Below are 15,322 nucleotides of genomic sequence, written 5' to 3' on the forward strand. Positions count from 1 at the left end.
GTGTTGTTACAAGTCTTCCTCATACCAGCCATCTGGATCAGTTCCAGAATCCATACGTCCAGTACGAAAATTGTGATCCCCAAAACGGTCTGAGCCATCTCCTAAGGGGCGGTCTTCGCTTTCGTCGTCATCGGCGCTGAATAGAATGCCCACAGCGGTTACGAGCAAAGCAGCACTGGCTCTGAGAATATGGGCAATGCGGGTGGCAGTATTCATCGGCAGACTCCATCTGCAGGCTATTCCAGCTCAGATTGAGCATAGCGCTGTTGGACTAAAAATCTTAGCTCTGCCACTTATAGTTTGCCGAGAATTGGCAGCGATTTGCTGGTTAAAGCATCCAGCGCCAGATGGCTCAGATACGCGGCCCCGCCTAGCAACAATAATCCTCTTAGTGCCCTTTCGAGGTTGTCCTGCGGGTCCCAGTGATAGAGCTTGTACATCCCGGTTCCCAGCAAGCCCAACACGGCGACACTGTGAAAAAATTGTCGATGGTTAGGGTTACCCAATGACGGCTCGATCATATCGGGTAATCTGCCGAGAAAAGCACCTATGGGTACCGCCGCGGCTGGATGATGCAACACTGAGGTTTTATCCTCCGCGTCACTCTGAGTGATAGCCAGCGCTGCAATTGCACCGGCGAATTGGTGTGTTGGTCCGTTCATTTTTCTCCAATACCTACTTCAGTTTCTTCTTTACGGTTTCGATGAGTTGGTCACAGCACCCGGAAACTTCGAAGCTCAGGGAGTCGAGTTTGCGCCCCTTCACTTTAATCTTCGGCGTTTGGCCGTGAGTAGGGCATCGCGCTGAGCCAACAGTCTTTTTGATCGACTCCTGTACAGACTGTAAAACAGCTGCTTCCAGGGCATTGCCCATATTGCGTGGTGACACCTTTCTGCCGTTTATTTCAAAAGAAATATCGATCATCACAGTTCCCTCAGTTGAATGTATATTCTTTCCAAGGGATGCGACTTGGATGGACGTTCCTTAGAAAATTCACAATATCTCTCCGGCCCCAGTAGCTCGGAGTGCCGCGTGAGTCTTGCCCCATCAGCACAATAGGCATGCCCGGAAACAGGGGCTGAAAGGATTGAGCCGCCTGCTGACACTGCATCTGTGAATTCAAGATGTGCTGTTTCACTATCGTGATCGCAAACGTTACGCCTTGCTCTTTGACGACCGCACCTTGGATTTTAACCATTGGGAAGCCTCCGCTATCCGCCATTAGGTTAGCCCCCAGAACTGCGGGGGCAGTTCACTACTTTTCCTTCCTTACGCCCTTAAACGGGCCCTTGCTGGAGGTCTTCACATCCATAAAACGGCCGGTTGCCGTATCCCGCTTTACATAATTGCCGGACGGGGTTTGAGTCTGGGAGCGACCACGAACCGCGCCATTGCGGTGACCGTCGCCCTTGGGGGGATTTGTTGCCATGGTTATATCCTCAATCTAATGTAAAGAAACTTTACTGTACTATTATTTTACATGTTGTCAACCCTTTGGCACAATGGCGAACAATAAAATGTAGGGTTGGGGATATGGGAGCTGAAAAGCACGAAGTTTTACTTCGACTGAGGGCTATTGAGCTATTGGCCTATTGGGAAGGAAGGCTTGTGACCAATAGGCTTGTGGACTGGTTTGGGGTCAGCAGGCAGCAGGCATCTGCCGATATTAAGCGGTATATGGCTAACCATAATCCTGACTCCCTGATGCACGACCGGGCTGTTAAGGCTTATGTCCCAAAGCCGGGATTTCGGCCCGTTTTGACCACTGGTCATATCAACGAATATCTGGATATGGTTTCGGGGTTGGTCAGTGAATCAATGGCAGTCACGTTAGAGACAGACTTGAATTTCGCATCTGTACAACTACCGGATAGGTCGGTCCGTCCTGAGGTTGTTAGAGAGGTTATCAAGGCTTGTCGTTGCAAAGGGAGCATTAGAGTTCTCTACGCCTCGATGACCAACCCGGTATGGAGTGAGCGAGTTATCTCTCCGCACACACTGGTTTACACAGGGTTCCGTTGGCATGTTCGTGCGTACTGCCACAAGCGTGGTGAATTCCGTGACTTCATTCTGTCCAGGATAGACCGGACACCAAAACCTGCTACAGAGCGATCTCCAGACCCCTTGCAAGACTCATTGTGGAATGAGCAGATCCTTTTGACCATTGTGCCAAATCCGAAGTTAAACGATGGGCAGAAGGCGCTGGTAGAGAAGGACTTTGGTATGCCGGATGGTCGGTTACAGATTTCGGTGAGAAAAGCACTGGCACACTATACCTTGCAGCGTTATCAGGCGGCAATCACCGTTGATGAAGCAGCCGATGAGTTTAAGTTCCCCATCATCCTACTGGATTCAGATCGAAAGAGGCTGAGTCCTTTTTTGTTTGACTCAGAGTCTTAGGGGAGGTTGAGTTTGATAAAGCAGTTCCATTATGACAGTGACATGGCGGGTGGCTCACTGATGGTGAGGGAAAGCCGTATCGTTGCTGGTTTGCTAATGGACAGTCTAACACCTGAACAGTGGGATGAAGCAATCCGTGTAGAAAACGTGCTGCAAAAACGCACGCCAGCGTCAGCAAAGCGAAATGCCACGGCGATTCGCAAGCGACTTGAGCGTCTGGAGCCGGAGTTTTGGCGAGCGTTGAGAGATGGTGATGACGAGTTGGCCACACAGGTTGCCTTCTGTGGCGCGTTGGAGCGAAACCTTTTGTTGGTTGAGTTTATGGAGACGGTACTTCGTGATGCCTACATGTCGAGAGCTGAGCATCTTGATGCGTTTGTTTGGGCGGAATTTCTCGAAGACCGGTCGCATAGAGATCCGGCCATTTGCGACTGGAAGGAATCTACGAAAAAGAAAATGGGGCAGGTGGTGTTTCGTATGCTCGCTGAGGTTGGGTACCTGAAGAGCACACGAAAGCTTGAACTACAGCATGTTGTGGTAAGGCCTGAAGTCAAAACCATGCTCGAAGAGCATTACAAACACAGAATTAAAAAGTGCATGGAAGTGTCGGCATGGACGCGATAAGTGCATTGACCGCAGATTTTATTGGATAAGTACTATGGATCAACGACTACATGACCGGCTGAATCAGATACCAGACAAGATTCTGTCCCCAGAGTTTTTGAGTGGGCAGGGACTGGGAAATGAAATTGGCTTCTGGATATTTGATTACGAGCCTGAGCAAGAGCTTGGGGTTCGAGAGTACATCGAATTCCTTGAAGTCATGTTGGCCAAGAAGCATAGCCAATTGAAGGTGGTTAACATCAATCTTCTCAAGTGCCTGGTCGGTTATCTTGCCGATCGCAACTTCGTTGATAAAGCCATAGAGATGCAGAAGGTCAAAGGTGATGAGGCCTTGATGAAAGCCCTGAAAGGGCCGCTGCACATGGACAAATTCGCGCCTTACCTGACAGAAAAACATTCCGCTACCGAGCAGGACATCATCTTCATTACTGGAGTGGGTTCTGTTTGGCCGTTATTGCGAGCACACAACCTGCTAAACAGCCTTCATTCACTGTTGGGGCATAAGCCTGTCGTCCTGTTTTATCCCGGCCAATACAACGGCCAGGCAATGAGCCTGTTCGGGAGAATACCCAGCAACAATTACTACAGAGCTTTCAGGTTGGTTCCGTAAGCGATAGCGACCAATTAATAAGGAATTTCAGGGGAATCAACACACTATGAACATCAAAGAACTCTTTTTAAAGCCACTGGACCGCTCAATTAACGGTGTTGTTAAGGCTGACCAGGATGACGATGCTACGGTCTACCAGGAACTGGACGAGTACGTGGTCACTAATGAGCTGGAGAAGCATTTTCGGGATTTCTTCCAGTCCTATGGTACCGATCTCAACGACCCCTCCATTGCCAACCGGGTAGGGGTGTGGATCTCTGGCTTTTTTGGCTCTGGTAAATCGCACTTCCTGAAGACCTTATCCTACATTCTGGCCAATAAGGTGGCGCGGGATGCAGAAGATAATGAGCGCAGTGCCGTTGAGTTTTTTGATGAGCACAAGATCCGCGATGCTTTTATCCGGGCTGATATTGATAAAGCGGTTAGTGGTCATGCTGATGTCATTTTGTTCAATATTGACAGTAAGGCCAGCTCAAACGATGACGGCAATCCTATCCTCAACGTCTTCCTGCGAGTTTTCAATGAACATCAGGGTTTTAGCGGCGATCACCCGCACATCGCGCACATGGAGCGCCATTTGGCACAGAAAGGCGCCTATGAAACCTTCAAAGTCGCTTTTGAAGAATCCAGTGGCCATTCCTGGCTCGAAGAGCGTGACGGCTATCAGTTCTATCAGGACGACGTAGAAAATGCCATTTCCAAGGCATTGAACCTGTCGCCAGATGCTGCCCATAAATGGTTTGAAGAGTCCGAAGAGACTTTCAGCGTTTCCGTGGAGAATTTCTGTCACTGGGTCAAAGAGTACCTGGACAGCAAAGATCCGAAACACCGGATCTTGTTCCTGGTGGATGAAGTCGGTCAGTTCATTGGCAGCAATACTCGCTTGATGCTGACCTTGCAAACTATTACGGAAAACCTGGGCACTATCTGTAAGGGCAGAGCCTGGATCATAGTGACCTCTCAGGCCGATATGGATGCGGTACTGGGAGAGCTGTCATCTTCAAAAGCCAACGATTTCTCCAAGATTGCCGGTCGGTTCAAGACCAGGTTGTCGCTGTCCAGCTCGAATACCGATGAGGTTATCCAGAAGCGTTTGCTGCGCAAAACACCGGAAGCGGCGGACATGCTCAAGTCCGTGTTCGACCAGAAAGGCGACATTCTGAAGAACCAAATTACCTTCGATCGCTCCGGGCCTACGCTCAAGAACTTTGATGGTCCAGATAGCTTCGTCAATAACTATCCGTTTGCGCCATACCATTTCCAGTTGGTACAGAAGGTTTTTGAGGAGATCCGTAAAGTTGGAGCCACCGGGGCTCACCTGGCATACGGTGAACGGTCGATGCTGGACGCCTTCCAAATGGCCGCCAGCTCCATCGCCAAGGAAGAGGTGGGAGCCCTCGTGCCCATGCATCGCTTCTATAGCGCCGTTGAGGGCTTCTTGGATACAGCCGTCAAGCGTACCATCGATCAGGCTGGTGAAAATCCCACGCTGGACAGTTTCGATGTTCAGATGCTCCGCACCTTGTTCATGATCCGGTATGTAGATCTGATCAAAGGAACGCTCGATAACCTGGTCACCCTGTCGATTGAGAAAATCGACGATGACAAGCTGGCGCTACGCAAACGTATCGAGGAGAGCCTCCAGCGTTTGGAGAAGGAAAGCCTGATTACCCGTAATGGTGATGAGTTCCTGTTCCTGACCAACGAAGAGCGGGATATTACTCAGAAGATTAAGGCCACTGACGTTGCCAGCTCGGAAGAAAACAAAGAACTGAGCAACCTGATTTTCAAAGACCTTCTGCGAGACACTAATAAATACCGGCATCAGCCCAACAAGATGGACTACAGCATTGGCCGGTACCTGGATGGGCATACCCTGGACGGTAAGTACGAAGCTGACCTGAAAGTGGAAGTGGTGTCACCGCTGGACACTGATTACAGCCAATACTCTGAGGCTGGCTGCATTAACAAGAGTGCAGAGGGCGAAGGTCAAATCCTCATTAAGCTGGGTGATGATAAGCAGTTCTTCAGTGAACTCCGCACCTGGCTGAAGACCAACAAGTTTATTCGTCTGAATGACGACGGAACCCAGGCGGACATTACCCGTATTCTTGCCGATCGTGGCCGGGAGAACCAAGAGCGTAAAAAGCGCCTGCGTGCCCGAATGGAAGACATGCTGTTGAAAGCGGAAGTCTACGCCCTTGGTCAGCACCTTTCACTGTCTTCATCCAATGCACTTACCAAGCTTGATGAGGCCTGCCGCTACCTGCTGGAGAATACGTACACCAAGCTGAGCTATATCAAGGTTTACCAGCAAGATCCTTGGCGCGAGCTCAACGTTGTTTTGACACTCGATGATGTTGGTCAAATGGGGTTGTTGCTCAATGGCGAGGAGGGTAATCCTAAAGCGACTCAAGAGGTAGAACAGTACATCTCACTGAGGGCCTCTGGCTCTGATCGTATTTTGGTATCTGATTTGGTTGATCGATTCTCCAAACGCCCATTCGGCTGGCCTGATGCGGAAATCTTGTTAATTACTGGGCGATTGGCAGCGGCAGGTCGTATTTCTTTCCAGTTGGGTGGTGGTACCTTGGCAGTTAAAGAGGCGTTGGAGCCTTTGCAGAATAGCCGCCGCCGCCGTGAAGTTTCCATTATCAAGAAACGTCAAACGGACGAGGCCGTACTCAAACAGGCGAGAAATCTCACGCAGGACCTGTTTTCCAGCATGGGGCCTGCGCCCGAAAAAGAGCTTTTTGAGTTTTATAATACCCACCTGGGCGAATGGCTCAGGAATCTTAAATCCTATAAAAGTAAAACCGACGTTGGCCGATTTCCCGGCAGGTCCGTTATAGAACAGTCCATACTCATCTTACAGCGCCTACTACACCATGATGATAGCTTCGACTTTTTCAAAGAGGTTGTCGCGAAGAAAGATGATTATCTGGATCTGGAAGAGGACTATCGCGACCTTCATGAGTTTTTTAAGAATCAGCTCCATACCTGGCAGCAACTCCAGTCAGCACTAACGCATTTTGACAAAAATCGGCAGGCGCTGGAAAAGGAGCCTGAGGCCAAAAAAGCACTGGAAGAATTGCGTTCAATTGAATCCAATTCGGCGCCTTACGGTATGTTGCATCGTGTGGCACCTCTCATTAGCACGGTCGATGGTGTAAACAACCAACTGCTCGATGACAAGCGTCAGTACGCTATGGAGCGAGTTGATCTGAAAATCAGTCAGCTTTCTGACGAGATTCAAAAGAGTGGTATCGCGACTCCAGAATTGAGTAATCGACTGCTGCGCCCCTTACAGTTGGTTAAAAGTGATCTGGAGGTTGAAACCAGTATCGCCTCCATTTTCATGCTACAAACAGAAATCGCTGGTGAGCGATTTGACGAAGCTCTCTATGAGCTGGGCATGGCAGTAAAAGCAGAGCTTGAGCGTCAGCGCAAAGTTGACCCTTCTCCCGTTGATACAGGTGGCGTGTCAGGAGGCGGAACCTCCCCGAGCCCCGAACCTGTTCCACCTAAGGTTGCTGAACCGAAGCCGATTACAGAAGTTAACGCGGCAAGTTTTGTGGACAAGATAGGAGCAGGGGTTTTTCTGGAAGATGAAGCCTCTGTCGAGAAGTTTGTTGAGGCAATGAAGTTGGAACTCATAACCACGGTACGAATGGGTAAACGAGTGCGGATTCGATAACGGTTATCGAATCCTATCCAGCACCGTAACTCTGCCATAAGGGACTAAATAGTGGCTAATCCTCGAAGTCTTGTATACCAATTGCACCAGCACTGGGAGCTGGTTGAGGTCATGGTGCGTGTCAGTCGTGACCATCCAGAGCTGGATGAAGAGCAGGCACTACATTTGGTCGGTAAAGTAGACCCGGATAACAGTGAGCCAAGTGCAGTATTGCGCTCACTGCTCAATGCGGATCTCTTGCAACTTGTTCCCCGCTCAGGGGATCTTGTTGTTAACCCTACGGTACTTGAGTTTGTTCGTGGCTTAACCCATGAGCATGAATTGGGTTTGTCTTCTGTATTGGCGGCAAGGGTTGCGGCCATACGCACGGCAACTGAATCTCTGAACCAAGCGCTGGCCGACGGTGATAATGATCAACTGCGTCAATCAGCCAGACAGCTGGGGGATTTATTCCGGCAAATCAGTCTTCAGCTTCACCAGGATCGTGACGCCATTTTGGATATTGCCGAGCAGGCACGGTCTGCCGATAGTGCTATGCCTCTCGCCAGGCGCTACCGCCGGGTACTGGAAGCATACGATCAATACATCGAGCCCATGAATGAAATGATGGACTCAGGACCAGATGGAACCTTTTATCGGTACCTGGAAGGTGCCGATGAAGCGCTGGAAGTGATCTATGAGAAACTCAGTGTTCAGGGTGCGCTTTACAGTCATCGCCGCCAAATCAGGCAGGTTTCCTATCAGGCGAAGGAATTAAGGCGTATAGGCCGGACGATTTCTCAGCAATGCGCGGATACCTTGTTGCCCCTCAGGGAAGAGCTTCGGGCTCACAGCAATCTCGCCTCATCGATCAGTAAGCTACTTGGTCAGGTCAGAAAGCGCGGCCTGCGTCGCTCTATTCCATTGGAGTTTGAGGGGCAAAGATTGCCTTCGTGCCGTCAGGAGCGATTTTCCAGGATCTCTGTAGGTGATGAGGTCTTGACGATCATCACCGAAGCGAAAAACTACCAGCCTGTGGCAGAGCCGTTTCCAGAGCCTGATGAATCTGCCCAATTGGATTTCCACGAGTGGGTAGATCAAGCAGCTGTGATCGAACATTTAAAGCGATCATTGCCGGTTGATCACCTGATGAGTTGGCTGAGTGAACATTATGGTCACTTGCCAGATGCTTTAGTACTACAGCTTTATCACGAGCTGGTTCGCTCTTCAGACTGGCGCAGCGACTTGCAACCCGAAGAAGTGGTAACCGAACTGAATAGCCTGCGGGTTTATCACCACCCGCACAAGCTGGAGGCCTCATGACAACGGTTAACCTAGAAAAACTAAGTTGTTTGGCCGAAATTTTCACTCGGCTTAGCAAAAATGGTGAGCATATCAACCGCGCATCCAAGCCCTTGTTGTGGGCGAACCTGGAGCAGGAGCGTGACGCCTACGAGATACTATTCTCGTCGTTGGGGTATGACTTGAGGGTCGATAGTCGCGGTTTTGCCTGGTTTCACAATACAGAGAGCAGTACATCGTCTAATCAGAATACGCGGCGATTAGCACTTTTTTTCATGGTGATATTTGAGTTTCAAGGCGATGCAGGCAAGCCACTACGTCGGTTTACGGATTGGCGTATTGATCGAGAGCTATTGGAAGAAGCCTACAGTCAGCATAAAGAAGTCTTAGCGGCGGAAGGGGTATCATTGGACGATTTTCCGGATATAGCGAAAACGGCAGAGCGATTTGGCTTCATGTCTAACGACGCTGGTGCTTATTATTTGCTGCCAGCCGTTTACCGATACCTTGATCACTTCGAAGCTCTGGCAGCTGGCATTGATGATGATTTTGGGCTGGGCGATGAAGGCACTGCGCTGGATAGCGATCAGGAGGAAATCCGTGAGTCGTGATACAGCCTTGAGCGATAAAACAACAGCCCTGAGCGATAAGACAACAGCTGTGAGCGATAAAGCAAAGACCATGCGCGTAGACACAGCCATGCAGCGATTCGACTTTTCCGGTTTTCAGCGATTGGTGTTGTTGGGCAGTGCCGGGTACTCCCGAGCGGAATTGCCTCTGGATGAATCTGTCTCCCTCATCGCCCCCAATAATACCGGCAAAACCAGTCTGATTAATGCTCTACAATTTCTCCTGATCATTAATAAGCGGCGCATGGACTTTGGTGCTCATGATGTGGATAAAAGCCGCCAGTTCTATTTCCCCAATAACAGTGCTTATATTTTGCTGGAGGCGACTCTGCCTAATATCGGCACAGTCGTTCTTGGGTGTGTCGGCAAAGGTGTCAGCCATGACTATCAATATTTTGCCTACAAAGGGCAGCTCAACGTCGACGAGTTTCGGACCAATGACGGGAAATTGGTCGCTCAGCCTGAGTTAATCGCACATCTTGCTCAATACGGTAAATCCGTTTTTACCTATAGTCCGAGTGATTTCGCCAATATTCTTTACGGTGGGCGAGTTAAACGCGCTGCTAATGAGCCGGATTTTACCGTGTTTCGCCTGGAAAATAGCAGAGACTCCGATGCTTATCAGCGAGTGCTAACCCGGACTCTACGTCTGGATAAACTAAAGTCACAGGATGTGAAAGAGCACCTGCTGCAAATTTTTAAGCATGATGTCACTGATTCCGCTATCGACTTTAAGCAAGCCTGGGATAAGGCATTCGCCGAGATCAATGTTGAGCGGGAGCAGTATCAAATTGCTGTCAATCAGCAAGCTCGTATTGATGCATTAGAATCAAACCGTGATCAGCGACTTGAAGTGCGGGGCCAAATTCTGGCTGTGCGCCCCCATATAGAGGTAGCTCTGGAGGGGTGGGAGCAATTCTATACGGATAAATGCAGTGAGATAGCGCAAGCCCAAAAGTTCTTGGACGATGAACGGCGAGACAGGCTGGGTAATGATCGGAAACTGATTGCGGAACAAACTCAGTTGGCTGTAAAGCTAAAGTCTCTGGCTAGTCAGCAGGAGAGTCAAAACGAGCTGGAGCGGCAGTTTGCGTTGATCTCGGGCCGGGAGGATCTGGAGCAGCAGCAAGCGGAAATCAAACAACAATATGATGCCATAACCACGCAAATTGGTCTGGTGAGCAGCCGAACACCCAGTCAAATTGAGCGAGATATTAAGCGCAACCTGTCAGAGCAAGAGGCATTGGCTCGAGAGTTGGATACTTTGTCAGATAATCTCTGGCAACGTCTAAGTGTGGATCTGCCTGAAGATCAATTAGGAGTGTTAAACCGCCTGTTTAACCGGGAAGTGATGACGCTGGGTGCTAACCAATTTGATCTTGATACGAAAGAGCTAAGTCGTGCATTGACACAAATGGATGCCAATCACTGGAAAATGGAGGGGCTGTCTTTCAGTCTGGAATCTCTCACGCCCCAGTATGTTGTCAAAAGTGCTGCGGAAATTCAGCAGCGCCATAGTGAATTAACAGAGCAGCATAGCGATCTACTTAAGCAGTTAGATACCGCCAACTCTTTAGATAAAGCCAAGGAAAAGAAGGGTCAGCTGTATGGCCAGCTCACTTCTGTAGAGCAAGCCCTTAAAGCGTTTGATCAGTTACTTCTCTTGCGTCAGCAGCAGCCAGAACGTGAGATTCATTTAGCTTCTGGTGAAGCACGGCAGCATGAGATTAACAACCTGCTGGTTCAGTCGGAGCAGGCTAGTAAAACGCTGGATGAAAAGGCGACTAAGCTAAACCAGGACGAGTCATCGCTGAATGGTAAGCATCAGCGAATCAGTGAACTCCGCAATCGCCGTGTGGATACCGATCAACGCTTCAGTTATTTGGCTGATCAACCCCACAGGCCATGGGTGGGTGACTCACAGGTACAACTTGAGAATCTTGCTGAGGCCCTGACGGATTACCAGCGCTTATGCCAACAGTTACTACGGTTGGATGGCGAGATCAGTGGGATGCTAAGCGAGCTTCACCACAAAGGCCTGACCAAATTTCAGTATGCCGAGAACGACGAAACTGAAATAGATGCCTTGATCAATTTCCGTCATCAGCTTTCGCGTGAAGCCGAAGCGCTGGAGCGCCGTGCTCGCAGTGCAGTGGTGAATGTAACCGCCAGCCTGCGCGACTTACGTAGTGGGCTTTATAGCTTAAAGCGGAGAATGCGTGAATTTAACTCGCTCATCGGCGCTCGGCAGTTATCGGATCTCACCGTCTTTAAGATTGAAGCCCAAGATGACGAAAGCCTGGTGTCTGCCATTGATACTCTGATTGAGACCGCTGAAAAAGTGGAGTCAGGTGAAACCTTTACCTTGTTCAATCAGGCCAGCGTATTGGATGACGTACAGCTGGACAGAGCGCGGCAGCGTCTGATCGATGAGTGCAACGCACGGCAGGGGCTGAGGGTGGCAGACCTTTTCCGGCTCAGCTTCGTTGTTGGTAAGAAAGATCAGGCCCCGGAATCCTTTGACGATCTTGATAGCGCTGCATCCAATGGCACGGTATTAATGGCCAAGCTCATAACCGGACTGGCCATGTTGCACCTTATGCAGGACAAGCGCCACCGGGTGAAAGCCATCTGTTACCTGGACGAAGCGCTGGCTCTCGATACCCGTAACCAGGCCAGTCTCATTGAGACGGCAGCAGAGTTTGGCTTCTCGCTCATTTTTGCTTCTCCTTCTCCGCTGACCACGGCGCGTTATTGCGTGCCTATCAGCCAACATCAAGGCCGAAACCATATCAGTCGTGAAAGCTGGCACATTCTGGAGCCTCTAGCAACGGATAGCGGTGGAACCCGGTCTGGAGTGGGTTCATGAAAGCGCTGTTGGCAGCATTACAGCGTATGGCTAAAGCCACCGATGGACCGGTTGCTGCGTCGCAGTTCACTGCGGCACAAAGAAAGGCTTTAGATCAATTTATCCAGCAGACCCACGCCATTGCCTGCCGGACATCTGGCCGAGGTATAACCTATCAGGTCGTCCAGCCTCAGGTGATTGAACAGCATCTGCGCTCCCTCAGTCCTGGCTGTCTGGAGGAGCTGTCCGATTCCGTGCCCAATCGGGCGGCCAATATTGCTGCCTACCGCAACAGTAAGAGCGGGGGGCACCGGCATGCGGCGTACTACCTGCTGATGCGCGCCTGTGGTGAGCGAGTGAATTGGCGTGATGATGACAGCCAACTGGACCTCAGCGATGCTACGGCACGTTATGGTGTGGCGGCACTGGCAGTTGAGCCAAGTGACACCTGGCGTAGCGCTCAACCCCTGTGGCTGGTGGAAAACCAGGCGCTATTTGACCGTCTCGACTGGTTGCCAAACTCAGATCGGCAAAAAATCGGCCTGCCACATAACGGCCAAGCCTCGGTTCACTGGTATCGCGGGCAGATCAATAACAACCTGCTGGACTGGCTTGGCGCATCTGAGCGGGTGCCAGAGGTCATTCTCTTCCCGGATTACGATGGCGTGGGGTTGCAGAATTATGCCCGCTTACATCAGCGCTTAGGGGATCGCTGTAGCCTGTGGCTCATGCCCGATTGGCAATCCAAGCTGAAAACCTTTGGCAGCAATACCATATGGCGAGATACCAAAAGCGACTTTGATGCCGCAGTGAGCTACCTAAGCCAAGCCATTCCCTCTCAAACGGCACAGGGTGCCGAACTTCACCGCTTGATTACAACCTTGAGGACCGAAGGCGCGGCCTTGGAGCAGGAGGCTATATGGTTGTGACCTGCTTGTTATTAGCTAAATCTCGGTGCAGCCTTAAAGCATTGTCCCGCGTCCTAGGACGTGGGACAATGCTGGTCGGGATGGAATTGGGTTAGCGAAAGAGATAGAGAGGATGAGCCCCCAGTGAAAGGTCAAGACATCGTACTACTGCTAAAGCTGGTTTCTCTGCACCGGAAAGAACTGCCTTCGGGGGCGTCCGAGCAAGCGCCTGTTGAGTCTGTCGATTGGGAAGACTGGCAGGATTGGGAGGGGTGGGATGCAGATGGCAGTCGTTTGATCCTGCCTGAGCATCGGTTTTATGAGCAAAAAGACATCGCATCCCGCTATACCGCACGGAGCCTGGAAGAGGAGACTGGCATCAGCAAATCCCAGATCAACCTGGCCCTTAACCGCTGCATTGATGTGGGCTTGGCCAAAAAAGACCGTAAGTCTGGCGTACCACGGGCGAATGTGCAGGCGCTGTATGGTTTTATTGTGCACGGTCTTAAATATGTCTTTCCTGCCAAGCCGGGTGAAATCACCCGAGGTATTGCCACGGCCTTTGCTGCTCCGGTACTGAACCAGCAACTCATGAGTGCCGGGGAATTTGTCCCTGTATGGCCCGATGCCAGGGGCAACACCAAAGGTCAGGCCATAGAGCCACTGTGTAAATCTGTTGCTTATGCGGTCAGGCGGGACCCGGAAATGTATGCGCTTCTGGCTCTGGTGGATGCCATTCGCATAGGGCAGCCTCGCGAGGCGAATCTGGCGGCAGATCTGTTAAAGCAGCGCTTGGGGGCTAAATAATGGCGGCATTACCGGTGCTTCAAAAAATGCTAGAGCAGGTGGCCAAAGCCTTGGGGCCAGAACTGTGCCAGCAGATGACCTTTGTGGGTGGCTGTACCACAGGGTTACTGCTGACTGATGACTTTACCAAGGAGCAGGTGCGGCACACCGATGATGTTGATCTGATCGTACATACCATGGGTTACCTGGGCTTCCATGCGCTACAGCAGCGACTCCAGAAGCAGGGCTTTACCATCCCCATGGCCATTCCCGGTGAAACTCACCCCATTTGTGCCATGCAACTGGGGGATCTGAGGGTCGATTTCATGCCCGATGACGAAGAGGTGCTGGGGTTCGGCAATCGCTGGTATCAGGCTGCCATGGATACGGCAACTGCCCACGCACTGACTCCCGATCTGACCATTCAGCTCGTCACCCCTGTGTATTTTCTGGCCACCAAGCTGGAGGCCTACAAGGGCCGGGGTGATGGCTATGCCCTGGGTAGTCGCGATATTGAAGACATCCTCAACCTGGTGGATGGCCGTGAAGAATTACTGGGTGAGGTCCGCCAGGCGTCGGCAGAGGTGCAGGAGTACATCGCAACAGAGCTGGCACAATTGCTGGAGGATGGCAATTTCGAATATGCCGTTCAAAGTCAGGCGCGAGGCAGTGAGGATCGGGAAAGCCTCATTTTTGAAAGGCTGGAGGCACTGGCGGCCTACCCCGAAGAGAGTCAGGGGTAGCGCGACAGGATGAAGATTGCATGGACCAGTCGCAAAGGACAACAACGGCACTACAACAGCGATGCCGTCGCGCTGGGTTATACCGGGCCATACCTCGTAGCAGTGATTGTGGACGCCGCCGAGCGAGCGGTAGCGGGCCGTTTACGGGTTGGAATTAACAGCCAGGGTAAGCGTCTGGCCACCTATTGGGCCGATAGCTGCCTGGCAGCAATGCGAAAAGCCCATCGAGCTGATCGAGGGCCGGATACGGTATTAACCACCGAAGAGCCCCTGCTCACGCTGTTGTCGCAACAACAGAAGGCGTTAAAGGCCGATTATCTCCACGACATCGCCAGCTACGGCGTGCTGATCCTCAATACCACAACCGGGGAGTTGCGCTGGTGGTATAGCGGCGATTGTCGTATTGGTCTGCGCGACCAGAGCGGTGCGATTGAGTGGCTGAATACACCGCACCGGCTGGAAAGCTCGCCGTTATTGCAGGCGTGGCAGGGCACTGAGGCCGCAGTTCTGACAGTGGCAGAACAGGAGGCGGCTAACCATACCCTGACGCAATCACTGAATGCACGCCGGTTTACTCGGCCCACATTGATCACCGCCCAATGGCCAGTTGACACAGCCATAGCACTTGCTACCGATGGCTATTGGTGCGAACACCTGCGCCATGGCACTGCCATGGATGAACTGGAAGATGACGCCAGCGTGTTAACCCTAACCCCTGGCAAGCGCTCGTTGAGCCTGCAAACCGATACCCCCAATTTATTGATCACTTACACCCAGTGACAAAACGGATATTTGG

16 protein-coding genes are annotated in these 15,322 nt (G+C 51.2%); 11 read left to right on the forward strand and 5 right to left on the reverse strand.

Annotated features, from left to right (window positions below; genetic code table 11):
* Window positions 1-6: 6 nt before the first annotated feature.
* The 5 genes from H7A02_03250 to H7A02_03270 all read right to left on the reverse strand — a co-directional run bounded on the left by H7A02_03250 (window position 7) and on the right by H7A02_03270 (window position 1,429).
* A complete protein-coding gene (locus H7A02_03250; protein MCP5171270.1) occupies window positions 7-216 on the reverse strand; it encodes a hypothetical protein in 210 nt (69 codons plus the stop codon).
* Between the two features lie 77 nt (window positions 217-293).
* Window positions 294-662: a metal-dependent hydrolase gene (locus H7A02_03255; protein MCP5171271.1), complete on the reverse strand. Its 369-nt coding sequence runs from the start codon at window positions 660-662 to the stop codon at window positions 294-296.
* Between the two features lie 13 nt (window positions 663-675).
* Complete coding sequence (locus tag H7A02_03260; GenBank protein MCP5171272.1) at window positions 676-924, reverse strand: hypothetical protein; 249 nt, start codon at window positions 922-924, stop codon at window positions 676-678.
* Window positions 925-934: 10 nt separating this feature from the next.
* Window positions 935-1,198: a hypothetical protein gene (locus H7A02_03265; GenBank protein MCP5171273.1), complete on the reverse strand. Its 264-nt coding sequence runs from the start codon at window positions 1,196-1,198 to the stop codon at window positions 935-937.
* A gap of 57 nt (window positions 1,199-1,255) precedes the next feature.
* Window positions 1,256-1,429, reverse strand: a complete 174-nt coding sequence (locus H7A02_03270; protein MCP5171274.1) for a hypothetical protein — start codon at window positions 1,427-1,429, stop codon at window positions 1,256-1,258.
* Between the two features lie 104 nt (window positions 1,430-1,533).
* On the opposite strand from H7A02_03270, the gene H7A02_03275 reads away from it, so the two are divergent.
* The 11 genes from H7A02_03275 (at window position 1,534) to H7A02_03325 (ending at window position 15,306) form a co-directional block, all read left to right on the forward strand.
* A complete protein-coding gene (locus H7A02_03275; protein ID MCP5171275.1) occupies window positions 1,534-2,400 on the forward strand; it encodes a WYL domain-containing protein in 867 nt (288 codons plus the stop codon).
* 12 nt (window positions 2,401-2,412) lie between these two features.
* A complete protein-coding gene (locus tag H7A02_03280) occupies window positions 2,413-3,024 on the forward strand; it encodes a DUF1819 family protein (protein ID MCP5171276.1) in 612 nt (203 codons plus the stop codon).
* Window positions 3,025-3,058: 34 nt separating this feature from the next.
* Complete coding sequence (locus H7A02_03285; GenBank protein ID MCP5171277.1) at window positions 3,059-3,634, forward strand: DUF1788 domain-containing protein; 576 nt, start codon at window positions 3,059-3,061, stop codon at window positions 3,632-3,634.
* A 46-nt stretch (window positions 3,635-3,680) separates the two neighbouring features.
* Window positions 3,681-7,331 carry a BREX system P-loop protein BrxC gene (brxC, locus tag H7A02_03290; GenBank protein MCP5171278.1) on the forward strand — a complete coding sequence of 1,217 codons (3,651 nt, stop codon included), beginning with the start codon at window positions 3,681-3,683 and terminating at the stop codon, window positions 7,329-7,331.
* Between the two features lie 51 nt (window positions 7,332-7,382).
* The gene (locus H7A02_03295) at window positions 7,383-8,633 is read left to right on the forward strand and encodes a hypothetical protein (GenBank protein ID MCP5171279.1); all 1,251 of its coding nucleotides are present in this window, start codon (window positions 7,383-7,385) and stop codon (window positions 8,631-8,633) included.
* Window positions 8,630-9,223, forward strand: a complete 594-nt coding sequence (locus H7A02_03300) for a hypothetical protein (GenBank protein MCP5171280.1) — start codon at window positions 8,630-8,632, stop codon at window positions 9,221-9,223. Before H7A02_03295 ends, H7A02_03300 begins: the two co-directional genes overlap by 4 nt.
* Before the next feature lie 88 nt (window positions 9,224-9,311).
* Window positions 9,312-12,110, forward strand: coding sequence for a hypothetical protein (locus tag H7A02_03305; GenBank protein MCP5171281.1), 2,799 nt, complete (start codon window positions 9,312-9,314; stop codon window positions 12,108-12,110).
* Window positions 12,111-12,136: 26 nt separating this feature from the next.
* Window positions 12,137-13,018, forward strand: a complete 882-nt coding sequence (locus tag H7A02_03310; GenBank protein ID MCP5171282.1) for a hypothetical protein — start codon at window positions 12,137-12,139, stop codon at window positions 13,016-13,018.
* Window positions 13,019-13,141: 123 nt separating this feature from the next.
* Window positions 13,142-13,804 carry a hypothetical protein gene (locus H7A02_03315; protein MCP5171283.1) on the forward strand — a complete coding sequence of 221 codons (663 nt, stop codon included), beginning with the start codon at window positions 13,142-13,144 and terminating at the stop codon, window positions 13,802-13,804.
* On the forward strand, window positions 13,804-14,526 hold the full coding sequence (locus H7A02_03320) for a hypothetical protein (protein MCP5171284.1): 723 nt from the start codon (window positions 13,804-13,806) through the stop codon (window positions 14,524-14,526). Before H7A02_03315 ends, H7A02_03320 begins: the two co-directional genes overlap by 1 nt.
* 9 nt (window positions 14,527-14,535) lie before the next feature.
* Window positions 14,536-15,306, forward strand: coding sequence for a hypothetical protein (locus H7A02_03325; GenBank protein MCP5171285.1), 771 nt, complete (start codon window positions 14,536-14,538; stop codon window positions 15,304-15,306).
* Window positions 15,307-15,322 lie beyond the last annotated feature (16 nt).

Source organism: Pseudomonadales bacterium (assembly GCA_024234435.1).
In the GTDB taxonomy this organism is placed as follows: domain Bacteria; phylum Pseudomonadota; class Gammaproteobacteria; order Pseudomonadales; family Porticoccaceae; genus JACKOF01.